Genomic DNA, 21,928 nt, shown 5'->3' on the forward strand with positions numbered 1-21,928 from the left:
GCTTCAAGCCCAGGTCAGAGGCGTGACGAAGCCGCCTCAAAACCGTTTCACACCTGCACCCCGACCCCGAAATCACAGGGGTGTTCCGACCGTGGACCTGCGCGAATCCGCCACCGAGGTTTCGCCGCCGCACGGAAAACGCGGACCCGGCGTGATGGTGTCTCTTGCGGACCTCGTTGCCGGAGTTAGCCGGCGACCGCCCAGAAGCCACCTGACTAGATCGGTCGGTGGCCCGCCTCCGGAGGTTTCGCTCGTGACTCGACGCCCGACGTCTTCATCCAACCGGCCGTCCAATCGAGACGACTCGACCCGCCCGCAACGCCCTCGGCCCGTCAACGGCATCCCGTACCCGGGCGCTCCGGATACCGTCGGCTCGAGCGCTCGCACTCGCCGTTCCCCGAAGCGAGCGGCCGCCAGCCGCGAACTGGCGCCGATTCCGCCGACGGTGTGGACGGCCGGGCCCGACCCGATCGACCCGGCAGCCGCCTGGCCGGTGCCAATCATCGAAACCATCACGACCAGCTTCTCGGCACCCGGCGCCACGGTCCTGCTCGCACCATGGCCGACCGCTGAGGAGGCCGCCAGCCGCGCCACCGGCGCCGGTGAACTGGACGCGGCGCTCGACGCCGTGCACGCGCTCGGTCGCCACCCCGTAATCACGAAGCTCGAACTGCTGACCGCGAACGAGATGTCCGTTAAAGGCGAGGCGGCGTCGGCTTGGGTGTCGGCCGACGAGCGAGTCGACTTGGTCATCACGTCGCTGTCGCCAGAACGCGGAGCCGACGGCTCGACGGAGGCGGTGGCGATCGCAGCAGCTCGAGCGCTCGCGTTCGGCGGAATTCTCGCCGTCTACACCCACAGCGACTGGTCGAGCGGCCGCCTCACCGACCCGTCAGGCCCGATGATCGCCGCCGCGCAAAACGCCGACCTGATCTACCTCCAGCACATCGTCACCCTCCACACCCCCATCCGGAACGGCCGCCTACAGCCACCCGCCGCGACGGACTCCACCGACCTCGCACCGAGCGGCCGAAAACTCGGTGCGCCGATGGCGCACGTGCGGGCGCACGGCGACGTCCTCGTCTTCGCCCAAGCACACGCCGACGCCGCGCAGCCAGAAGACCTCCGATGATCAGCCGACCGAAAGGCACGGGCACCGCCATGACCACCACGCAGCCGAACACCCCGCCGTCAACGGCCGACGAGCCGACCATGCCGCTGTCCCGCGCGTTCATCGACGCCCTCGACACCACCCCGCCCGCCGACGACCCGACCGATTTCGGCGAGCTGCCGGTGTCGGTGTGGGCGACCGCGCAGACCTCGCCGGCCGCGCAACGCAAGGACCGGTACGTGCCGGAATCGACCGCACACCCGGCCAAGATGCTGCCCGCCGTCGCCGCGCACGCCATCGAGCACTACACCAAACCGGGCGATCTCGTACTCGACCCGATGTGCGGGATCGGCACCACACTGGTCGAGGCGATCGACCTCGGCCGCCGAGCGGTCGGCATCGAGTACGAGCCACACTGGGCCGACATCGCCCGCGCGAACCTCCGCCTCGCCCGCAAGCGCGGCCACGACCACGACGGCCAAGTCGTCCGCGGCGACGCTCGCCAGCTCGAGACGCTGCTGCCGGTCGAGTGCGCCGGCCAGGTCGCGCTGGTCGTCACCTCGCCGCCCTACGGGCCATCCGTGCACGGCCTGGTCAAGACCGACCGGGAGCCCGGTGTCGACAAGGTCAGCAAACGCCACTACCGCTACGGCAGCGCCCTCGACCGCGGCAACCTCGCCAACATCGGCCACCACCGACTGCTGGCCGGCTTCACCCGCATCCTCACCGCCTGCGCCCGCGTCCTGCGTCCGGGCGGTCACGTCGTGATCACGGTCCGGCCGTGGCGTGAGCACGCCGAGCTGATCGACCTACCTTCTCAGGTCATCGCCTGCGGAGTAGCGGCTGGGCTGGTCCCGGTTGAGCGGTGCGTTGCCCTGCTCGCCCGCGTCGCGGAGACTGATCTGGTCGCGCGCGGCAGCTTCTTCCAGCGCGATTTCATCCGCAAGCAGCGCGACGTCGGCCTGCCGCTGCACTTGATTGCCCATGAGGACATCATCGTCTTACAGGCTCGTGATAGCCGAGAACGTGCCGGCGGCGCCACTGGTGAGAAGCTGGTGCATGACGAGTACGGGGCAATCGGGCCGGGGCATTGGGCCGCATGATCTGTCTATTCTGAGCCTTCGCGGCCCTCCTGGTGTGCGGCCTGTACGTCTCAGCCGAGCGGTGTCTCCAGCGACATGCCGTCCTCACGCGACATGCCGTCCTCACGCGGGGAAATTCCGTTGTCAGCGGTGATTCGGCCATTGGAGTGTCGGTCCACGGTGGATCGCCGAGTGCAGCGACGGTGTGGGACGGCCGAGTTTTTCCGGCGAGCCAGACGCTGGTGTCGACCAACCTTCGCGGGCGAGTCCGAAGAAGTTTGTCGCGGTCGCGTGGTGGTCGTGCAGGTGCGGTAGGTGCAGCTCCTACGGCCCGGGCGGCAGGTCGGTGACACCGGCCGCAACCGCGAGGACAGCCATGGCGGGCGCAGACCCAGAATCCGGTGGTGAACGCTTCGTTCGTGGGCAGGCCTTGCGGGGTGGTGTTGTAGGAGATGACGGCGGCGATGACGGGCGTGCCGATGCTGCTGCCGATCGTGCGGGCGATGGCGTTGACGCTGGTCGCCCCGCCGGTGATCTTGGTCGCCAGGGTCGGCCAGCAGCGCGACGACAAACCGTAGGCAATCGACAGCAGGCCGGACAGTACGTACACCGCGATGCAGCACGCGGTTGCGCCTTTGCGGAAAGTCGTGGCGATTTCGGCGCAACCGGCGCTCAGGCACTCCGGCCGGTGAACGACGTCAAGACGTGCCTGTCGTCTGACCGGATCATGGCTGATATCCGGCGCGATTCCGTGCCACGCAAGACATTTGTCAGTTGCTCGGCGGTCAGCGTGGCTGCTTCCCCAAGCTGCGCCGCTTGCATGTAGAGGCTCGACAGCCATTCGAGGAACTCGGCATTGCGGACCGCCTCGGTCAGATCGGTTCCGGTGGTGACGGCACCGTGGTTGCGGCACATCGTCACGCTGACCGAGTGCAGATCGTCGGGGCCGTCGCGTGGCCGCTGACGATCCTCGGGCTGATCTTCGGCATCGTCGGGACGCTGCGCGCCAACCGGGGCCTCAAGCCGCAGAGAGCTCCTGTCGCGCGTGGGCGAGCCTGCAGAGAACGATCGATGTGGCCGTGGTCAGCGCCGCTGCCAGCATCGCCACGCTCAAGAAAGCTGTTACGTGGCGTCGTTGTTCTCTGATATGACCTATCGTGATACTCCTGATGAATAGGTTGCTGTAACTGCTGTGTGCGGCCGCGATGGTTGCCGCTTCTTGCGTTCTACGCTTCGGTGAGCGGGCGTCGCCGCCACCACGGCGCGATCTCCTCGAAGGCGGCGGCCACCGCGATGACGGCGGCGTCGGCGTGGGCGCGGCCGATGATCTGCAGCCCGACCGGCAGCCCGTCGCCGGTGAATCCGCAGGGGACGGAGATCGAGGGGAGGCCCGCGTGGGTCGGCGGTTCGGTCAGACTGTGGAAGAAGAGTCCGGGATGGCGTACGCGTTCGCCGTCGACGATGTCGACTCCGCCCTTGCCGTTGCTGTGCGGGAAGGGCGGAGTCGGCGTGGTGGCGCACAGGAGGAAGTCCGCGTCCTGGAGGACACGGCCGAAGGCGTTGTAGATTTCGGTTCTGGTCGCCCGGAACATCCGGCTCACCTCCGCGGCCGTGGTCTTCCGGCCCAGTTCCGCGATCTCGGTGATCACCGGCCAGGCTTCGGCCCCCGCGGGGAACAGGTCGGCTGCTTCGGCGGCCCAGTACCGGATGAAGTAGTCGATCGTGTCGGGCAGTTTCATGGTGACGGTCTCGACCTGTGCGCCGTGGGTGGCCAGTTCCCCGACTCCGGCGTCCACGACCCGACGGGTTTCCGGGTCGATCGGTCCTTGGCCGAGGTTGATGCAGTACGCGAACTTCAGTCCGGTGAGGCCGGTGCCGCGGGTGGCGGCGTCCACGTAGTTCTCGCCGGTGGCCGGCAGGGAGAACCGGTCCTGGTGGTGGGGGCCGACGAGGACGTCGAGCATGAGCGCGGTGTCGACCACTCGGCGGGTGAGTGGGCCGTCGGTGTTGTCGCCGTCGGTGCTGCCGCGGGTCGGGATGCGGCCCAGTGACGGTTTGAAGCCGACCACTCCGCAGCATGATGCGGGCACGCGGATGGAGCCGCCGCCGTCGGACCCGAGGGCGAGCGGCGCGATGCCGGCGGCGACCGCGGTCGCGGCGCCACCACTCGAGCCGCCCGCGACGCGGGCGGGATCCCACGGGGTCCCGGTGGCGCCGGTCAGGTGGCTGTCGGTGACGCCGAGCATGCCGAACTCGGGGGTCGTGGTCTTCCCGATGAGGATCGCCCCGGCGGCTTTCAGGCGTTCCCAGGAGATCGAGTCCGTATCGGGTACGTGATCGGCGTGGGTGAGGCTGCCGTAGGTTGTGCGGACGCCGGCGGTGTCGACGAGGTCCTTGACCGTGACCGGCACGCCGTGCAGCGGCGGTAGGTCGTCGCCGCGCAGGATGGCGGCCTCGGCCTCCTTGGCCTGGGTCCGCGCGGACTCCGCGGTCACCGTGACGAACGCGTTGATCTGCGGGTTTACCTCTTCGAGTCGGTTCAGCACCGCCTCGACGGCCTCTGCGGGGGAGACCTCTTTGCGGCTGATCATCCCACGCAGCTCGTATGCGCTCATCCAGATCAGATCGTCGGACATCAGGCCTCCTCCACGAGATGAAACATGCTTTATAAAACGGTAACGAGGTGGTGCCGTCAAGCCCTTGCGGTTATGGAACAACTTTTATATGTTCTCCGCTGCATCACATCGGTGCTGGCCAGGGGGCTGACCAGAAGGAGCGACCCATGATGACGTCGCCGCGACAAGTCCATGCCGTCCGACTGCTGTGGGCGAGCGCCGTCGCGGTGGTGGCCGCTGCGGCGGTCACCGGATGCTCGGCTTCCTCGCAGCCGGCCGCCGGGAGCGGACCTCTTCAGCTCGTCTCCAGCCTGCCGGCGGCCAAGGGTGACGTGGACCTGATCACCTGGAACCTGACCGCCGGCGAGCCCGACACCTTGTTCCCGCCCAACGCCGCGACCTACGGCGGTGGTCAGGTGGTGGCGAACCTGTGCGATGCCCTGGTCACCATCGACGCGGACTACCACCTCAAACCGAACTTGGCCACGCCCAAGCAGGTCGATCCGTCGACGCTCGTCTACACGATCCGCGACGGGGCGAAGTTCTGGGACGGCAAGCCGGTGACGGCCGAGGACGTGGCCTACAGCATGGAGCGGGCCAAGGATCCGTCCTCCATCGTCAGCTTGATCTACCAGAACGTGCAGAGCGTCTCGGTGACCGGACCGCACGAAGTCACGGTGAAGTTCTCGAAGCCCGACGAGATGTTCAACGCCGAGATGGCGACCATTGCCGGCATGGTCATGGAGAAGGCCTTCACCGAGCAGGCGGGCAAAAACGCCGGCGCGCCGGGCGGTGGCCTCATGTGCAGCGGGCCGTTCAAACTGGACACCTGGACCAGCGGCGACAGCATCACGATCTCCCGCAACGACGGTTACTGGAACGCCGATCGGCGGCCCTTTGCCAAGCGGGTGAAGTTCACCTTCGTCACGGACACGACGGCGCTCGTGCAGGCCCTCAACGCCGGTGAGATCGACGGTGCCTACGAGCTTTCGCCGTCGGCTATCCCGGCGCTGCGTACCTCCCAGGCCGGCCGCCTGGCGTTCGGCAGGTCGATGCAGTCGGTCGCGCTCAACGTCGTGAACCCTGCCGGTCCACTGGGCGACCTCAAGCTGCGTCAGGCACTGCAGAAGATCGTGGACCGTAAGGCGCTGGCCACGGCCGTCTACCAAGGTGCGGCGACGGCCGACTACACGGTCCTGTCGCCGGCGACCTGGCCGAACGACCAAACCCAGGCCTACCAGTCCGCCTACGACACCATCGCCGGCGACCGTGCCTACGACATCGCGAAGGCCAAGGAGCTGGTCGGTGCGTCGGGCTACCGTGGACAGCCGCTCGTGCTGGCCGTCAAGGGCGGTGACGAGAGCAGTTCACGCACCGCGCAGCTGATCCAGCAGCAGGCCGCGCAGGCCGGGGTGAAGATCGACATCACCTCGCTGACCCCGCTGGTGTTCGACCAGGCCGGCTACGACGCCGGAAAGCGCCAGGGGATCGACCTGATGCTCCAGTCGAGTTTCAACGGTGCGCAGGACCCGTTGGAGCCGCTCGGGTTCGTGTACCTGCCCGGCGCGACGTACAACTACCTGAACTACAACGATCCTCAGGTCACGACCCTGCTCGACGAAGCACGGCAGACTTTCGACGGCGCCGAGCGCGCGAAGAAGGTCATTGCGGCGCAGGCGATCTACGAGCCGTTCTCTGCGGCCATCCCGCTCGTGGGCACGAACACGGTGACGTTCCTGAATAACCGGCTCACCGGTGCCGTGACCACCTTCGCCTACTTCTCCATGCCGCAGATGGCCTACGTCGGTGCGGCTGGTTAGGAGGGAAAGTGTCCACAGTAGACGAGGCGCGGCCGAGGCCGGTGAGCCTGCTGCCCAGGATCGCCACGTCGATCGCCGGCGCGGTCGCGACGGTGCTGGTCGCCTCGTTCGCGGTTTTTGTCGCGCTGGGTTTCGCTCCGGGTGACCCGGTGGCGCAGATCCTCGGCCAGAAGGCCACCGAAGCCCAGCGCTCCGCGATCCGCGCGCAGCTGGGGCTCGACCGGCCGCTGCTGGTGCGGTACTGGGACTGGCTGACGGGCGTGCTGCACGGCGACTTCGGCATCTCGCTGACCTACCGGCAGGAGGTCTCGACACTGCTGGGACCACGGCTGGGCACCAGCCTGATGCTCGTCGCGCTGTCGCTGGTGCTCACGGTGGTGGCCGGGGTCGCGGCCGGCACCCTCGGCGGTGTCCGGCGCCGGTGGCGCCCGGTCGTGACCGCCCTCTCGGGTGTCGGGGTCGCGATCCCGGGGTTCGTCGCCGCCGCGCTGCTGATCAGCGTGTTCGCCGTCGGCCTCGGCTGGTTCCCGACCTACGGCGCCGGCAGCGGCTTCGCCGATCAGCTGTGGCACCTGCTGCTGCCGTCGGTGGCCCTGTCGCTGGCCTGGTTCGCCTACATCGCACAGATCACCACGGCGGCGGTCAAGGAAGAGGCGGATTCCGACCACGTGCGGACCGCGATCGGCCGGGGCCTGCCGCGGCTCCTGGTCATCCGGCGGCACGTGCTGCGCAACGCCCTCATCCCGGTGCTGACCGTCTCGGGGGTGATGGTCGGCGGCCTGGTCGCCGGCTCGGTCGTCGTCGAGTCGTCGTTCGCGATCGACGGCATCGGCTCGCTGCTGGTGAAGAGCGTGCTGAACAAGGACTACGCCGTGGTGAACGCGGTGTCGCTGATCATCGTGGTGGTGTTCGTCGTGGTGACGACCGTGGTCGACCTGGTGCACGTGGCGATCGACCCGCGGCTGCGGGAAAGGAGGTAGGGCCATGGCGGTGATGGACGCAGGACGGCTGTCGTCCGTAGCGCGCGCGGGCCGGGCCGACCCGGTCCTGACGGTCTTCGCCGTGTTGTGCGGGTTGCTCGTCCTGCTGGCGATCTTCGGCGAGGCGCTCGCGCCGTTCGCCCCGGACCAGACGGACATCCTCGCGGCCGGGCAGGGACCGTCCGCGGCGCATCTGCTCGGGACGGACTCGCTGGGGCGGGACATCCTCTCGCGCCTGATGGCCGGTGCCCGGCTGAGTTTCGCCGGCCCGGCGATCATCGTGCTCGTCAGCTCGGTCGCCGGGACCGCGATCGCGATCTTCGCCGCCTGGCACGGCGGCTGGCTCGACCAGCTCGTCTCCCGCAGTCTCAACGTCGCCTTCGCGATCCCCGGCATCCTGGTCGCGGTGCTCGCCGCGGCGATCTTCGGGGTGGGTTTCGCGGCTCCGGTGATCGCACTGTCGCTGGTTTACATCCCCTACATCGCCCGGGTGATCCGGAGTGCCGCGCTGCGGCAGCGGCACCTGCCCTACGTCGAAGCGTGCCGGCTGGCCGGTCTTTCCGGCTGGCACATCGGCACCCGGCACGTCCTGCGCAACGTGGCTCCGCTCGCGGTGGCCCAGGCGAGCATGGCGTTCGGCTGGGCGCTGGCCGACTTCGGCGCGACCTCGTTCCTGGGGCTCGGCGTGCAGCCGCCGCGGGCGGAGTGGGGGGTCCTGGTCAGCGACGGCCGGTCGGACCTGCTCAACGGCGCCGGCCAGCAAAGCGTGGGTGCGGGTCTGCTGATCGTGCTCACCGTCGTGTCGTTCAACATCGTCGGGGAGCGCCTCGCGGCGCGGATCGGAGCGCACGAGTGACCGGCCACGGCCTGCTCGACATCGAGCACCTCCACGTCGAGCTTCCGGCGAAGGTCCGGGGAGACGCCCCGCGCACCGTGATCCACGACGTCACACTTTCGATCGCACCCGGCGAGTCGCTGGGTGTCGTCGGCGAGTCCGGTTCGGGCAAGTCGATGACCACGCGGGCCGTGATGCGGTTGCTGCCGCGTGGCGCGGTCACGACCGGCGACATCCGGTTCCAGGGCCACTCGGTGCCCGGCTTCACCGGTCGCGAGTTGGCCGATTTCCGGGCTCGCCGGGTTTCGATGATCTACCAGGACCCGCGCGCGCACATCAACCCGCTGCGGACCGTCGGCGATTTCCTCGTCGAGGGCGTCACCGCGACCGGGGTGATGACGCGGCCGGACGCGGTGGAGGCGGCGTGCGCGCTGCTGCGGGACGTCGGCGTGCCCGACCCGGCACGGCGGATGGCCCAGTACCCGCACCAGCTCTCCGGTGGTCTGCTGCAGCGGATGATGATCGTGATGGCGCTCCTGCCGTCGCCGGAGCTCGTGCTGGCCGACGAGCCGACCACGGCGCTCGACGTCACGGTCCAGTCCGAGGTGATGGCGGTGCTCGCCGAGCAGATCCGGGACCGGTCGGTCGGGCTGATGTTCATCACCCACGACCTGGATCTCGCGGCCGCGGTGACGGATTCCCTCGCGGTCATGTATGCCGGGGTGATCGTGGAAAGCGGTCCGTCGCACGAGGTGACGGAGACCCCGCGCCACCCGTACACCGCCGCGTTGCTGGCGTCCCGGCCGAGCCTGTCCAGCGTGCGGAAGCTCAGCGCGATTCCGGGCCGCCCGATCTCCGCGTTCGAAGCGGGTGACGGGTGTGTCTTCGCGTCCCGGTGCGCCCATGCCACGGACATCTGCCGGACGCAGCGGCCGGAACCTCGGACCGTCGGTGGCCGCTCCGTGGCTTGCCACCACGCGGACCAGCTGAAGTCCGTTCTGGGGGAAGTGGCGGCGGTATGACCGAGCCGATGCTGAGCGTGCGGAACCTGCGCAAGACCTACGGTGGGACCGGGCGTGGGGAAGGGCTGGTCGCCGTGGACGACGTCAGCTTCGACCTGGCACCAGGGGAGTCGCTGGCGATCGTCGGCGAGTCGGGATCGGGCAAGACCACCACGGCCCGGATGGTCGCCGGCCTGGAGGTCGCGACCGGCGGCGCGGTCCTCCTCGACGGCAGGCCCGTCGCGGGACCGGGAAAGCGCCGGAGCCGCGACATCCAGATGGTGTTCCAGGATCCGCTCGGGTCGCTGGACCCCCGTCAGCGAGTCGGGGCCGCGATCGCCGAGGTGCTCGCCGTGGGCGGGCGCCGGTCCCGGGCCGAACGCCGTGTGCGGGTGGCGGAGCTGCTGGACGAGGTCGGTCTCGACCAGCGGCATGCCATGGAGTACCCGCGGAACCTCTCGGGTGGCCAGCGGCAGCGGGTGGCGATCGCGCGGGCGCTGGCGCTCGAACCCCGGATCCTGATCCTCGACGAGGCGGTGTCGGCGCTCGACGTGAGCGTGCAGGCGCAGGTGATCAACCTGCTGGTCGAGCTCCGCCGGCGGCTGGGCGTCTCGTACTTGTTCGTCTCGCACGACCTCGCCGTCGTCCGGCAGGTCAGTGACCGCTGCCTGGTGATGCACCGCGGTGCGGTGGTCGAGGAGGGCGGCACCGGCGAGGTGCTGGACCGTCCCCGGGAGCGCTACACGCAGCAGCTGCTGGACGCCGTGCCCCGCCCGGGCTGGACGCCCCGCAAACGGTCCGCCGCGCTGACCTGAGGCAGGCGCGGAGCGATCCGGGGGACGACTGTGCCCTCGTTATGAAACGAGCTTTACATGAAAGGGGTTGACATGGGTGCGGACCACGACGACACCGCCGAGGTCGTGACGCTCAGCGTCCGGCATCCCGCCGAGGCGCCGCTGCTGCGCGGGAAGAAGTTCGTCTCGCCGTGGTTTCGCATGGCCCCGGATCGGACGGCCTTGTTCGACACGGCCACCTACACCGATGCCTCGCCGCACCCCATCGGTGGCGAGGCCGGTTACGGCGACGACCTCGTCGAGGGCTTTCACCTGCTGGCGATGCTCGACCACCTCGTCAACCACGTGCTCTGGTCCGAAGGCCCGTGGCTCGCCTGGAACTACGGGCTGGACCACGTCCGCTTCGTCTCGGTGGTCCGGTGCTCCGACCGGTTCCGCATCACGGGGACGGTCGCCGAGGTCCTCAGCCGCGGGGAGCAGGGCCATCTGCTGGTCCTCGAGTGCGCCGGCGAGGTCGATGGCCGCGAACGACCGGGTTTCGTCGCGACCCAGCGCGTGCTCTGGACCACCCATGACGCCGGCTGAACCGGCTCGTCCGATGAATCCGACGAAGGAGAACACACCGTGACGACGCAGCTGTCCGTCGATCTCACGCCGTACCAGCGCGCAATGCTGGAACTGACGATCCCCGAAGCACTCGACCGGGCCGCGCGGACGTGGCCCGACCGGCCGGCACTGCACTTCCTCGAATCGGGGGAGCGGCTGACCTGGTCGCAGCTGCGTGGCGCGGTGGCGCGGGTGCGCTCGGCGCTGGAGGCGCTGGGATTGCGAGCCGGGGACAAAGTCGGCATCCTGCTGCGCAACCAGCTCGAGTTCCCGCTCGCGTGGCTGGCGGTCATCGAAGCGGGCGCGGTGGCGGTGCCCGTCAACCCGCGCTACACGCGCAGGGAAGTGGAGTTCGTTCTCGGTGACGCCGAAGCCACGTGGATCGTCGTTGCCGAGGATCTCGTCGAACTCGCCGCCGGGGTGGTCCCGGCAGGCAATGTCGTCGTGGCGGGGCCGCGGTTTTCGGAGTTGCTCGACCACGCCGAAACGCCGAGGAGGCACCGGGCGCAGCGGCGGGACGTCGTCAACATCCAGTTCACGTCGGGTACGACGGGCCTGCCGAAAGGCTGCCTGCTCACCCACGAGTACTGGGTGGAGATCGGGGTGTATGCCGCGGCGCTGTTCGACGACCCGCAGCACGTGCTCGCCGACCACCCCTTCTACTACATGCAGAACCAGTCGTACTTCGCGAAGGTTCTCGCCGGCGGAGGACAGCTGCACGTCACGCCGGGGCTGAGCCGCCGCCGGTTCCTCGGCTGGCTCGTCGAGCACGACATCGACTACGCCTGGATCGACGAGGGCATGCTCGACCTCGAGCCGTCCGAGCTCGATGGGCGGCTGGCGCTGAAGAAGGCCCCCATCGCGGCGATCCCGCCGGAGCTGCACCGGCCGCTGGAAGAGCGGTTCGGCCTGATGGCGCGGGATCTCTACGGGAGTACCGAGGTCGGGATGGGCACGTTCGTGCCGTGGGAGCGGGCGGATCTCGTGGGCTCGGGCTCGATGGGGTGGTGCGTGCCCAACCGGGAATCGAAGGTGATCGACGAAGCTGGTGCCGAGGTGTCGCCGGGGGCGGTGGGGGAACTGTGCTTCCGGGGCAGCGGGATGATGCTGGGCTACCACAACCGCCCGGAGGTCAACGCGGAGCTGTTCGGCCCGGGTGGCTGGTTCCGGACCGGTGACCTGGTGCGCAAGACCGCCGACGGGGAGCACTTCTTCGTCGGCCGGACGAGGGACATGGTGCGCCGCAGCGGGGAGAACATCTCGGCGGCGGAGGTGGAACTGCACATCCAGGCAATGCCCGACGTCCTCGAGGTCGCTGTCATCGGGGTGCCCGACCCGGATCGCGAGGAGGAGGTCAAGGCCCTCGTCGTCCGCAAGCCGGGCAGCGGCCTCACCGTGGAGACGATCATCGAGTGGTGCCACGAAGGGCTGGCCCGGTTCAAGGTGCCGCGGTACCTGGAGTTCCGTGACGAGCTTCCGCACACCGACAGCGGCAAGATCGCCAAGTCCGTGCTGAAGGCCGAGGACCCGTTCACCGGAAGCGTCGTCGATGTCCGCGCACTCGCCGTCGATCCCGCGTGAGGCGGTGCCCCGGGCCGGTGCTTCAGCCGGCCCGGGGGACCAGAGGCACGGGCTCACGCAGCGGGAGCATCGCGATGAACCGGTCCACCGCGCGCAGCTGGCGCTCCCGGTCCCAGATCTCGGGGTGTTCGATGGCGGAGAGCGTGATGCCGCTGATCGACGCGCGCATCAGGTCGACCGCCAGCTCGAGGTCTTCGTCCGCGACGAGCGGGGCCACGTGCTCCCGGTACAGCGTTCGCATGATGGGCTCGAGGCGGGCGAAGAAGGCGTCTATCGCCGGTTCTGCGTCGCGGTGGGCGAGGAGTGCGATCCGGGCCCGTTCCGTGACCAGCCCTTCCTCGGTGAGGGGCAGGGCCCATTCGACGACCTGGTGCAGTCTCGCCACCGGGTCCTCGACCGAGTGCAGCTCGTCGTTGAACTGTGCGATGTCGTACTCGACGCTGGTCAGCAGGCCGGCGATCAGCGCCTCGCGGTTCGGGAAGTAGTGGGTGATCAGCGACATCGATCCACCCATGCGCTCGGCGAGGTTCCGCAGCGTGAACTTGGCGAACCCGCCTTCGCTCAAGGCGGTCAGTGCCGCGTTGACGATCTCGCGAGACCGCTGCTCCGGATCGACGTACTTGGGCATCCGATGTCCTTCCGCTCGCGTCCGGCGCCGGTCGTCACGGAGATGTTACATCCCTTACACAACGAAGGACTCGACCATGGGAATCTCGAATGTCATCGACGGCAAGATCGTGCCTGCCGACAGCGGTCGCGGCTACGACGTCATCGATCCGGCATCCGGTGAGGTTTACACGACAGCGCCCGCGTCCGGGGCGGAGGACGTCAATCTCGCGGTGCGCTCGGCCGAACGTGCCTTCGAGTCGTGGCGGGACACCACGCCCTACGAGCGGAGCCGGGCGTTGCTCAAGCTCGCCGGTGCGGTGGAGGCACGCGCCGAGGAGATCGCTGCCGTGGAGAGCCGCGACACCGGGAAACCGCGTGCGCTGATGAGCGGGGAGATCGACCAAGCCGTCGAGGTGCTGACGTTCTTCGCCGGCGCGGGCCGCCTGCTGGAAGGCAAGGCGGCCGGCGAGTACCTGCGAGGACACACCTCGGTGGTCCGTCGCGAACCGATCGGGGTCTGCGCGCAGATCACGCCGTGGAACTACCCGCTGCTGATGGCCATCTGGAAGCTCGGGCCCGCGCTCGCCGCGGGCAACACCGTCGTGCTCAAACCCAGCGATACGACACCGGCGTCGACGGCGTTGCTGGCCGAGATCGCCCAGGAGTTCTTCCCGCCGGGGGTGGTCAACGTGGTCTGCGGCGACCGCGACACCGGCCGGGCCCTCGTGGCCCACCCCGTGCCGCAGATGGTGTCGGTGACCGGGTCGGTCCGCGCCGGGATGGAGGTCGCGGAGGCTGCCGCGGCGGGGGTGAAGAAACCGCACCTCGAACTCGGCGGCAAGGCACCGGTGATCGTGTTCGGCGACGCGGACATCGCGGGCGCCGCCGAAGGCATCGCCGCCGCCGGATACTTCAACGCCGGACAGGACTGCACGGCGGCGACCCGCGTGCTGGCGCACCGGTCGGTGGCCGCCGAGCTGACCGCCGCGCTCACCGCCCGCGCCCGGACAACGGTGATGGGCCGGCCGGAGAAGGAGAACGCCTACCTCGGCCCGCTCAACAACGCGAACCAGCTCGCCCGCGTCCGGCATTTCCTCGAGGACCTCCCGCTCCACGCGACGGTCGAAACCGGCGGGCGGACCCGGCCGGATCTGGGCGGCGGTTATTTCTTCGAACCGACCGTCCTTTCCGGACTGTGCCAGGACGACCGGGTCAGCCAGGAGGAGATCTTCGGGCCGGTGATCACGGTCCAGGAGTTCACCGACGAGGCAGAGGCGTTGCGCCTCGCCAACGGCGTCCAGTACGGGCTGGCGTCGTCGGTGTGGACGAAGGACCACGGGCGGGCGATGCGGCTGGCCCGGCGGCTGGACTTCGGCTGCGTGTGGATCAACACGCACATCCCGATCGTGGCCGAGATGCCGCACGGCGGGTTCAAGCACTCCGGATACGGCAAGGACCTGTCGGCCTACAGCCTCGAGGACTACACCCGGATCAAGCACGTGATGAGCAATATCGATGAGTAAGCGGCGCATCGACTTCCCGCACGTACCCGGCGGTGACCCCGTCCGCGCGCTCGCCGACGCCGAGCCGACGCCCTTCTGGCTCGACGACCCGGACCGCCCCACGCCGTTCCCCGCGCTGGCGGCCGAGGAACGCTGCGACCTGGTGGTGGTGGGCGGCGGATATTGCGGCTTGTGGACCGCGCTGCTGGCCAAGGAGCGCAATCCGGGCCGGGACGTGGTTCTCGTCGAGGCACGTGAGATCGGCTGGGCCGCCTCGGGCCGCAACGGCGGATTCTGCGAGGCCAGCCTCACCCACGGCTTGGCCAACGGGCTGGCGCGATGGCCGGACGAGTTCGCCGACCTTCACCGGCTCGGCATCGAGAACCTCGACGACATCGAAGACGCCGTGCGGCGCTACGACATCGACTGCTCGTGGGAGCGCACCGGATCGATCACCGTCGCGACCCGTCCGCACGAGGCCGAGGAACTGCGCGAGCACGCCCGCCTTGCCCGAAGCCTCGGCGCCGCCACCGAATTCCTCGGGACCGATGCGGTGCGGGCCGAGGTCGCGTCCCCTACCTACCTCGCAGGCTTGGCCGATCGCCGAGGTGTCGCCCTGGTCAACCCAGCCCGGTTGGCCTGGGGGCTGCGGGCGGCGTGCGTCCGATCGGGTGTGCGGATCTACGAGCGCACCACCGCCACCGGTCTGGGCCGCCGTGGCGCCGGCATGGTCGTCACCACCGGCTACGGGCGGGTCGTGGCCCGGCACGTCGCGCTGGCCACGAACGCGTTCCCGTCGCTGGTCCGGCGGGTGCGGCCGTTCGTGATCCCGGTGTACGACTACGTCTTGGCGACCGAGCCGCTCACCGCGTCGCAGCGGGACGCGATCGGCTGGCGGAACCGCCAGGGCTTGTCGGACACGGCCAACCAGTTCCACTACTACCGGCTCACGGCCGACAACCGGATCCTGTGGGGTGGCTACGACGCCGTCTACCACTACGGCGCCAGGCTTTCCGCCGAACTGGACCAGCGGCCGGCGACGTTCAAGGTGCTGGCGGAGAACTTCTTCCGCACGTTCCCGCAACTGGACGGCATCCGGTTCACCCACAGCTGGGGCGGCGTCATCGACGCCTGCAGCCGGTTCTCGGCGTTCTTCGGCACCGCCGCCCGCGGCCAGGTCGCCTACGCCCTCGGCTTCACCGGGCTCGGCGTGGGAGCGACCAGGTTCGCTGCACAGGTCATGCTCGACCGGCTGGACGGGCTGCCCACGCCACGCACCGAGTTGTCCATGGTGCGGACGAAGCCGCTGCCGTTCCCGCCGGAGCCGATCCGCTGGCTCGGCGTCGAGCTCACCCGCCGGTCCATGATCCGGGCGGACCGCAGCGGCAAGCGCAATCTCTGGCTGCACGCGATGGACGCGCTGGGTCTCGGCTTCGACAGTTAAGACCGCATCTCGTTTGGGGTGGTTGTCGGGTGGGCGATAGTGTTGGTCGGCGATGACGGATGTGGAGAAGTGGTGTCCGGAGCCGTTGTGGCTGCTGGCGTCTGCGTTGTTGCCCGATGCGCCGCAACGCCACCAGGGCGGTGGCCGGCGCCGGTTGGATGACCGTGCGGTGCTGGCCGCGATCCTGTACGTGCTGCAAACCGGTTGCGCCTGGTCAGCGCTGCCGGCCTCGTTCGGGGTCAGTGCTGCGACGGCGCATCGCCGGTTTACCGAGTGGGTCGAGGCGGAGGTGTTCGCCCGGCTGCACCAGCAGGTGCTGGATCTGCTTGGTTCTGCCGGAGCGATCGACTGGTCCCGGGCGTCGGTGGACGCGATGCAGGTCAGGGCGGTAAAAGGGGGGATCTGACCGGCCCCAGCCCGGTCGACCGGGGCAAGCCGGGCTCGAAGATCCACGTGATGAGCGAGCGTGGTGGCCTCCCGGTGGCGGTGGTCGTCTCCGCGGCCAACCGCAACGACCACCTGATGTTCGAGGCGGTGGTCGATGCGGTCGCGCCGGTCGCCGGGCCGGTCGGACGGCCCCGGTGCCGGCCGCGCAAGGTGCACGCGGACAAGGGCTACGACTACCCCGGTCTGCCGAAAGGTGCTGCGTCGGCGGGGCATCATGGCCCGGATCGCCCGCCGGGGGATCGAGTCGGCCAAGCGGCTGGGACGTTACCGGTACGTCATCGAGCGGACCTTGGAGTGGGTTTCCCGGTTCCGGCGGCTGGCACGCCGCTACGAGCGCAAGGCCGCCCATTTCCTGGGTTTCGCCCAGTTGGCCTGCGCGGTGATCTGCTGCCGCAGGGCGGTCAAGCTGGACCTTCTCACTCACGACGACTCCAAATGAGATGTGGTCTAAGGGTGAGTAGTCCCTATGTCAGCATCACGTACACCTTGCGCAACGGCGTATCGACCTGCCACGTGGTGCGGTCACCCGACCTGAGCCGGACGCCGACGCCGGGACGCAGTTCGATGCGCTCGCCGTCGGCGAAAGTCACCGCGCCCGACCCCGAGATCACCAGGAACACCTCATCGCGTTCGACGTCCTCCGCGATGCCTTCGCGCATCTCCCACAGTCCGACGGCGGCTCCGCCGAACTCGGTCAGCAAGAGGTGAAGAGCATCAGGAGGTCCGGCCAAGATGCGTTGCCCGGCGGGGACTTTCTCCGGGAGCGGGGCGGTGTGGGCTGCTGTCGTGAGGATCCGCTCCGGTGTCATCGGTCTCTCCGCTTCCCGTCGAAATTTAATAGAACACATGTTACATTACGTCCCTTGCGGGCGAGGTGAAAGAGGTTCGCCATGGCCTTCACGGACGCAGCCGATGCCCGGCCCGAAACATCACCTTGGCTCGCCGGAATCGGGCGTTAGCAGACCGCGTCGAACGAACGGTCCGGTTGCTCCGCAGCTGCCATCAGCTGCGCCGCAGCCGCTCGTTCGCGCCACGGAAGCCGGCGCGAACATCCTTCGTCGAAGTACTCCGCCACGATCACACCGTGCCCGCGGACCGTCTCCTCAGCGACCTCCCCGACGACGTCTCCCGATCTTGGAACTCGACTGTGGACATCCGCCCGTAAAATGCGAACCTCAGCCCATGACCGCCGGCGGTCTGCCGGCGACGCCGGGCACCGGCGCGGCTCGACTGCGCGTGGCATCGTGGCTCTGCGGGCGGTAATGATCATCGTGCACCTCGACGCTTGAGGCGGGTTCGGGGTCGAGGGCGGAACGCAGTTGCCTGCCGCCGGTGACGAGCTTGGCGCCGATGTGCACTCGAATAGCCGCATTGCAGCTCGTATCACCCGCGTTGCACCGTAGGTGGGTGGTGCCAGTTGGTTGGCGGCATGAGACCGACGGTTACGGATGTGCGCGAGCGACGGCGGGCGGTTCTCCGAGACCGGTGGCGACAGCGAATGCTTCAAGCTTCGCCACGATGTCAGGCGTCGGCGAATGCTGGGATGCCGTCGAGCAGCGCCGGGTGTTCGGCGAACGCACGGTGGATGGGCACGGGGCCGTTTCAGCGTTGAGCCGGAGGCGTGGCGTCGCCGAGGGTGCCGGGCGTGTCCGGGTGGGTGAATCGATGGCGACCGGCACCGACCACGACGGGCGTCCACTCCGGCACGGGGAGGCGGATCGTCGCTTCGCTCCCGAACGGCACGGTCACGTCGACCTCCCACCTGCCGTCTGCATGGCGCCAGGACACCTCGGCCAGCCCGTAGGGGGTCTCGTGGGCGGTGCGCGCCCAGTTCAGGCCGCCGCCCGGTTGCGGGGTGACGTCGAAGGTGCGGAAGCCGGGCGCTGTCGATCGAAGCCCACCGACGACGCGGTGCAGCCAATCGGCCACCGCCCCCAGTGCGTAGTGGTTGAAGGACGTCATCTCGCCCGGATTGATGCGGCCGTCGGGCACCATGCTGTCCCAGCGTTCCCAGATCGTGGTCGCCCCCATCGAGACGGGGTAGAGCCACGACGGGCACTCGGTTTGCAGCAGCATGCGGTAGGCGTCCTCCAGTGCGCCGGCCTGGGTCAACGCGTCACAGATCAGCGGCGTCCCGAGGAAACCGGTACTGATGCGGTGACCCTTTGCGCGGACAAGCTCGACCAATCGCTCGGCGGCGTGCGGCGTGCGGTCGGCGGAGAGCAGGCCGAAGCTCAGCGCGAGGGCGTAGGCGGTTTGGGAGTCGCTCACGAGACGGCCGTTCGGCGTGACGTACTCGTCGTTGAACCGCGCGCAAAGGCAGTCGGCCAGGTCGTCGTACTTGCCGGAGTCGGCCTCCTGGTCGAGGAGCCCGGCGATGCGGGCGAGCAGACGGGCGACGTGTACTCGGTAAGCCGTGGCGACCAGGATGGGGTCGGTCTCGGCGTGTGCCGGATCATCCGGTGGCGCGTTCGGGTCGAGCCAGTCCCCCAGCTGGAATTGGTTGTCGCCGCCGTGCCCGGACGGATCGTCGGTGTGAAAGCGATCGACCCAGGCACACATGCTGCCGTAGTGCGTGCGCAGCACTTCCAGGTCGCCGAACCGCTGGTAGAGCACCCACGGGACGATGACCGCGGCATCACCCCAACCCGCTTGGCCGGCCAACGCGCCGGCGGTCTGTCCGGGGATGGGCACGAAGGGGATGAACACCGGCACGTCGCCGTCGGCTCGCTGGTCGGCCGCCAGGTCCTTGAGCCACGAGATGAGGAAGCCCGCGCAGTCGTAGAGGTAGCTCGCCGTGGGCGCGAACACCTGGATGTCGCCCGTCCAGCCGAGTCTCTCGTCACGCTGTGGGCAGTCGGTCGGCAGGTCGACGAAGTTGCCTCGCATGCTCCAGACGACGTTGTCGTGCAACTGGTTGACCCGCTCATCGGAGCATTCGAACCATCCGGTGCGTCGCAGGTCGGTGTGCAGCACGACGGCGACGACGTCCGCGGGGTTCAATGCGGTCGGCCAACCGGTGACCTCGGCGTAGCGAAACCCGTGGTAGGTGAACTCCGGCTCCCACACCTCACCCTCGACGTCGCCGCGCAGGACGTAGGTGTCGGTGGCCTTGGCGCTGCGCAGTGGGCGAACGCCGAGTTCTCCGTTCTCCAGGACCTCGGCGTGCCGCAGCGTGATCTCGGTCCCCGCAGGCCCCGTTACCCGGATGCGGAGGCGACCGACGAGGTTCTGACCGAAGTCGAGGACGGTCGCGCCCGACGGTGTCGTGATCACCTGCCTGGCCGGGATCTCTTCGGTCCGGCGTACGGGGGGCCCATCCGGCGCGCAGAGCAGCTCGGTCGGCGCGGCTGTCGCTTCAACCGGTTTCCAGCCGGTTTCGTCGTAGCCCGGCTCGGCCCATCCGGGCCGCGCCAGACGGGCGTCGTGGGTTTCCCCGTCGTACAGGTCAGCGGTCTGCACGGGCCCGGTCGACCAGTGCCAGGCGCTGTCGCTGACGAGCGTCGTCTTCGATCCGTCGTCGTGGGTGATGACGAGCTGCGCCAGCAGCCCGAGGCGGTCGCCGAAGACGTTGCGCAGGCCGGTCCAGCCGAGGCGCCCGCGCCACCAACCATCGGCCACGGTGACCCCGATGGCGTTGTCGCCGGTGCGCAGCGCATCGGTGACGTCATAGGTCTGGTAGCGCAAGCGGCTGCCGTAGCTCGTCCAGCCGGGCGCCAGCGTATCTTCGCCGACTCGGGTGCCGTTGAGCCTCACCGAGTACACGCCCTGGGCCGTGATGTAGAGGCGAGCAGCGACGATCGGGTGCCGGGCGGTGAACTCGCGCCGGAACAAGACGGGGGATGGGTGGACGCCCCCGGGCCGGATGAGGTCGGCCGACCAGTCGCCCGGTTCGAGCAAGCCGGCCTCGACGGAACTGGGGCGGCTCCAGCGTGAACACTCACCGCTCGTTCCCCGTACGCGCACCCGGACGGTCAGACGTTGACCGGAAAGGAGGTCCGGACCGGGCCACGGCACCAGCACGCTGGCTTCGGAATCCCGTACGTGCCTGGAGACCGTCGCCGTGTCCGGGTCGCTGATCTCGATCTCGTAGCCCGCTTGCCGCCACGCGATGCCCGCCGGCGGTACCTGCCACGACAGGCGCGGCCGGACGTCGCCGATCCCGAACGCGTCCCGGTGATGCTCGAACGTCGGGGGGCTGGGTGCGACGTCGACGTCGCTGACGGTGTGGGTCACGGTGCGCCTTTCGCAGGACGAACCGCCGCCGTGCTGCGGCGTTCGACGAGCCGGGTCGAGACGGAGAAGGTGACCGGTTTGTCACGGCCGTCCAGGCGTTCGCGCAGCAACCGGGCACTCATCGATCCGGTGAGCTCTCCCGACTGGTCGACGGTGGTCAGCGAGATCTGCGGCAAGCCCGAGATGGCAACGTTGTCGTAGCCCACCACACTCACGTCCCCCGGTACGTCCAACCCCAGCTCCGCGGCTGCGCGCAGCACGCCGAAGGCGGCGACGTCGGCTCCGGCGAAGATGGCGGTCGGCGGACGCTCGGAACGGAGGGCCGCCATCGCGCCGGTGTAGCCACCTTCCTCGGTGTAGGACGTCGTGACGACGTGCGGGACCAGCCCGCGGTCGGTCATGGCCCGGCAGTAACCGTCCTCACGCGCCGTGTGCGATAACACCGAAGGTCGCCGCAGCTTGCCGATCGGATGCGCGATGTGGGTGATGTGCTCGTGGCCGAGTTCGCTCAAGTGCTCGACGACCAGCTCGGCGCCCGCGACGTCGTCGTCCACCACGCTGTCGTAGTTGCGCCCCGTGCCGTGCCGTGCGATGACGACGACCGGGATCTCCTCGGCCAGCGTTTCCAGCCAGGTGGTGGGCACGTTCGGGGCGATGAGGATCAGCCCGTCCATCTGGCGGTCGACCATCGCTTCGATGCTTCGCTGCTGCCGCTCGGGCGACGCACCGCCCGGGCCGAGGAGGACCTGCAGGCCGGTGTCGTCGATCTCGCGTTGAATCCCGTCGACGATCATCGGCGCGAACGGCGAAGCCACGTCGGCCAGCAGTACGCCGATCGTGTAGGAACGGCCTCGCATCGCCCGCGCGGCGGGCTTGGGGCGATATCCCAGCTTCCGGGTCGCTGCGGTGACCCGCTCACGCATGGCGTCGCTGACCCCGTAGGCGTTGTTGAGCACCTTGGAGACCGCTGCCGGCGACACGCCGGCCTCGCGCGCGACATCGCGAATGGTGATACTGCGCGGATCGGTGGCCCTCATGGTCTCCTCGTCGAGGTCGCGACAAACGATTGTGTACCGTTTTACAGGATCGCAGGCACCTCCACAACCGCCAACCGTCTGCCGCTGCTCCAGGGTTGGTGATTCGCATTCGCAGGTCACCGCGCCGTCGCCGGAAGGCACCGGGTCAGTTGGCGCTCGACCATGACCGGGTTTCCGACGCTTGACGACCGCGCGGGGGCGGACCTAGCATCTGCCGATGTAAACCGG

The 21,928-nt window shown here is 69.0% G+C and carries 18 protein-coding genes and 1 pseudogene; 13 read left to right on the forward strand and 6 right to left on the reverse strand.

The genetic code is table 11. The features are described 5' to 3' along the window. Positions 1-91: 91 nt before the first annotated feature. The 3 genes from I4Q55_RS19845 to I4Q55_RS50190 all read left to right on the forward strand — a co-directional run bounded on the left by I4Q55_RS19845 (position 92) and on the right by I4Q55_RS50190 (position 2,771). Positions 92-1,132, forward strand: a complete 1,041-nt coding sequence (locus tag I4Q55_RS19845) for a hypothetical protein (protein ID WP_206789632.1) — start codon at positions 92-94, stop codon at positions 1,130-1,132. Further along, positions 1,129-2,214 (forward strand): DNA methyltransferase, encoded by a 1,086-nt coding sequence (locus I4Q55_RS19850; protein WP_206789634.1) that lies wholly within the window; start codon positions 1,129-1,131, stop codon positions 2,212-2,214. Before I4Q55_RS19845 ends, I4Q55_RS19850 begins: the two co-directional genes overlap by 4 nt. A 431-nt stretch (positions 2,215-2,645) precedes the next feature. Further along, complete coding sequence (locus tag I4Q55_RS50190; RefSeq protein WP_277991932.1) at positions 2,646-2,771, forward strand: hypothetical protein; 126 nt, start codon at positions 2,646-2,648, stop codon at positions 2,769-2,771. A 94-nt stretch (positions 2,772-2,865) separates the two neighbouring features. Here the strand turns inward: I4Q55_RS50190 and I4Q55_RS19855 are convergent, their stop codons facing one another. Then, positions 2,866-3,222: a class II aldolase/adducin family protein gene (locus I4Q55_RS19855; protein ID WP_374194479.1), complete on the reverse strand. Its 357-nt coding sequence runs from the start codon at positions 3,220-3,222 to the stop codon at positions 2,866-2,868. Positions 3,223-3,419: 197 nt separating this feature from the next. Beyond that, a complete protein-coding gene (locus I4Q55_RS19860; protein WP_206789635.1) occupies positions 3,420-4,829 on the reverse strand; it encodes an amidase in 1,410 nt (469 codons plus the stop codon). A gap of 146 nt (positions 4,830-4,975) precedes the next feature. Here I4Q55_RS19860 and I4Q55_RS19865 point away from each other — a divergent pair, with 146 nt between their 5' ends. The 7 genes from I4Q55_RS19865 to I4Q55_RS19895 all read left to right on the forward strand — a co-directional run bounded on the left by I4Q55_RS19865 (position 4,976) and on the right by I4Q55_RS19895 (position 12,425). After that, positions 4,976-6,628: an ABC transporter substrate-binding protein gene (locus tag I4Q55_RS19865; protein WP_206789636.1), complete on the forward strand. Its 1,653-nt coding sequence runs from the start codon at positions 4,976-4,978 to the stop codon at positions 6,626-6,628. 8 nt (positions 6,629-6,636) lie between these two features. Then, positions 6,637-7,608 (forward strand): ABC transporter permease, encoded by a 972-nt coding sequence (locus I4Q55_RS19870; protein WP_206789637.1) that lies wholly within the window; start codon positions 6,637-6,639, stop codon positions 7,606-7,608. A gap of 4 nt (positions 7,609-7,612) precedes the next feature. Next, positions 7,613-8,464, forward strand: coding sequence for an ABC transporter permease (locus I4Q55_RS19875; RefSeq protein WP_206789638.1), 852 nt, complete (start codon positions 7,613-7,615; stop codon positions 8,462-8,464). Then, positions 8,461-9,465, forward strand: coding sequence for an ABC transporter ATP-binding protein (locus tag I4Q55_RS19880; RefSeq protein WP_206789639.1), 1,005 nt, complete (start codon positions 8,461-8,463; stop codon positions 9,463-9,465). Before I4Q55_RS19875 ends, I4Q55_RS19880 begins: the two co-directional genes overlap by 4 nt. Further along, positions 9,462-10,259 (forward strand): ATP-binding cassette domain-containing protein, encoded by a 798-nt coding sequence (locus tag I4Q55_RS19885; RefSeq protein WP_206789640.1) that lies wholly within the window; start codon positions 9,462-9,464, stop codon positions 10,257-10,259. Before I4Q55_RS19880 ends, I4Q55_RS19885 begins: the two co-directional genes overlap by 4 nt. Before the next feature lie 72 nt (positions 10,260-10,331). Beyond that, positions 10,332-10,823, forward strand: coding sequence for a hypothetical protein (locus I4Q55_RS19890; RefSeq protein WP_206789641.1), 492 nt, complete (start codon positions 10,332-10,334; stop codon positions 10,821-10,823). 39 nt (positions 10,824-10,862) lie between these two features. Next, the gene (locus I4Q55_RS19895) at positions 10,863-12,425 is read left to right on the forward strand and encodes a class I adenylate-forming enzyme family protein (RefSeq protein WP_206789643.1); all 1,563 of its coding nucleotides are present in this window, start codon (positions 10,863-10,865) and stop codon (positions 12,423-12,425) included. 22 nt (positions 12,426-12,447) lie between these two features. Here I4Q55_RS19895 and I4Q55_RS19900 read toward each other — a convergent pair whose 3' ends face one another. Next, positions 12,448-13,053 (reverse strand): TetR/AcrR family transcriptional regulator, encoded by a 606-nt coding sequence (locus tag I4Q55_RS19900; protein ID WP_206789644.1) that lies wholly within the window; start codon positions 13,051-13,053, stop codon positions 12,448-12,450. 76 nt (positions 13,054-13,129) lie between these two features. On the opposite strand from I4Q55_RS19900, the gene I4Q55_RS19905 reads away from it, so the two are divergent. The 3 genes and pseudogenes from I4Q55_RS19905 (at position 13,130) to I4Q55_RS19915 (ending at position 16,866) form a co-directional block, all read left to right on the forward strand. After that, positions 13,130-14,557: an aminobutyraldehyde dehydrogenase gene (locus tag I4Q55_RS19905; protein ID WP_206789645.1), complete on the forward strand. Its 1,428-nt coding sequence runs from the start codon at positions 13,130-13,132 to the stop codon at positions 14,555-14,557. After that, positions 14,550-15,980 (forward strand): FAD-binding oxidoreductase, encoded by a 1,431-nt coding sequence (locus I4Q55_RS19910; RefSeq protein WP_206789646.1) that lies wholly within the window; start codon positions 14,550-14,552, stop codon positions 15,978-15,980. The genes I4Q55_RS19905 and I4Q55_RS19910 overlap by 8 nt, the downstream gene beginning before the upstream one ends. Before the next feature lie 52 nt (positions 15,981-16,032). Then, a pseudogene (locus I4Q55_RS19915) lies at positions 16,033-16,866 on the forward strand (IS5 family transposase). 25 nt (positions 16,867-16,891) lie between these two features. Here the strand turns inward: I4Q55_RS19915 and I4Q55_RS19920 are convergent. The 3 genes from I4Q55_RS19920 to I4Q55_RS19930 form a co-directional block, all read right to left on the reverse strand. Continuing rightward, a complete protein-coding gene (locus tag I4Q55_RS19920) occupies positions 16,892-17,128 on the reverse strand; it encodes a cupin domain-containing protein (protein ID WP_206789647.1) in 237 nt (78 codons plus the stop codon). Positions 17,129-18,029: 901 nt separating this feature from the next. Further along, positions 18,030-20,663, reverse strand: coding sequence for an alpha-L-rhamnosidase (locus I4Q55_RS19925; protein ID WP_206789648.1), 2,634 nt, complete (start codon positions 20,661-20,663; stop codon positions 18,030-18,032). Next, on the reverse strand, positions 20,660-21,841 hold the full coding sequence (locus tag I4Q55_RS19930) for a LacI family DNA-binding transcriptional regulator (protein ID WP_307793258.1): 1,182 nt from the start codon (positions 21,839-21,841) through the stop codon (positions 20,660-20,662). Before I4Q55_RS19930 ends, I4Q55_RS19925 begins: the two co-directional genes overlap by 4 nt. Between the last annotated feature and the right edge of the window lie 87 nt (positions 21,842-21,928).

It is taken from the genome of Amycolatopsis sp. MtRt-6 (assembly GCF_017308975.1).
Taxonomy (GTDB): Bacteria; Actinomycetota; Actinomycetes; order Mycobacteriales; family Pseudonocardiaceae; genus Amycolatopsis.

Bases quoted from the DNA above. Each gene is read 5' to 3' on its own strand.
- I4Q55_RS19905 (WP_206789645.1), top strand. From the start codon at position 13,130: ATGGGAATCTCGAATGTCATCGACGGCAAGATCGTGCCTGCCGACAGC.
- I4Q55_RS19850 (WP_206789634.1), top strand. From the start codon at position 1,129: ATGATCAGCCGACCGAAAGGCACGGGCACCGCCATGACCACCACGCAG.
- I4Q55_RS19875 (WP_206789638.1), top strand. From the start codon at position 7,613: ATGGCGGTGATGGACGCAGGACGGCTGTCGTCCGTAGCGCGCGCGGGC.
- I4Q55_RS19865 (WP_206789636.1), top strand. From the start codon at position 4,976: ATGATGACGTCGCCGCGACAAGTCCATGCCGTCCGACTGCTGTGGGCG.
- I4Q55_RS19910 (WP_206789646.1), top strand. From the start codon at position 14,550: ATGAGTAAGCGGCGCATCGACTTCCCGCACGTACCCGGCGGTGACCCC.
- I4Q55_RS19890 (WP_206789641.1), top strand. From the start codon at position 10,332: ATGGGTGCGGACCACGACGACACCGCCGAGGTCGTGACGCTCAGCGTC.
- I4Q55_RS19885 (WP_206789640.1), top strand. From the start codon at position 9,462: ATGACCGAGCCGATGCTGAGCGTGCGGAACCTGCGCAAGACCTACGGT.
- I4Q55_RS19900 (WP_206789644.1), bottom strand. From the start codon at position 13,053: ATGCCCAAGTACGTCGATCCGGAGCAGCGGTCTCGCGAGATCGTCAAC.
- I4Q55_RS50190 (WP_277991932.1), top strand. From the start codon at position 2,646: ATGACGGCGGCGATGACGGGCGTGCCGATGCTGCTGCCGATCGTGCGG.
- I4Q55_RS19860 (WP_206789635.1), bottom strand. From the start codon at position 4,829: ATGTCCGACGATCTGATCTGGATGAGCGCATACGAGCTGCGTGGGATG.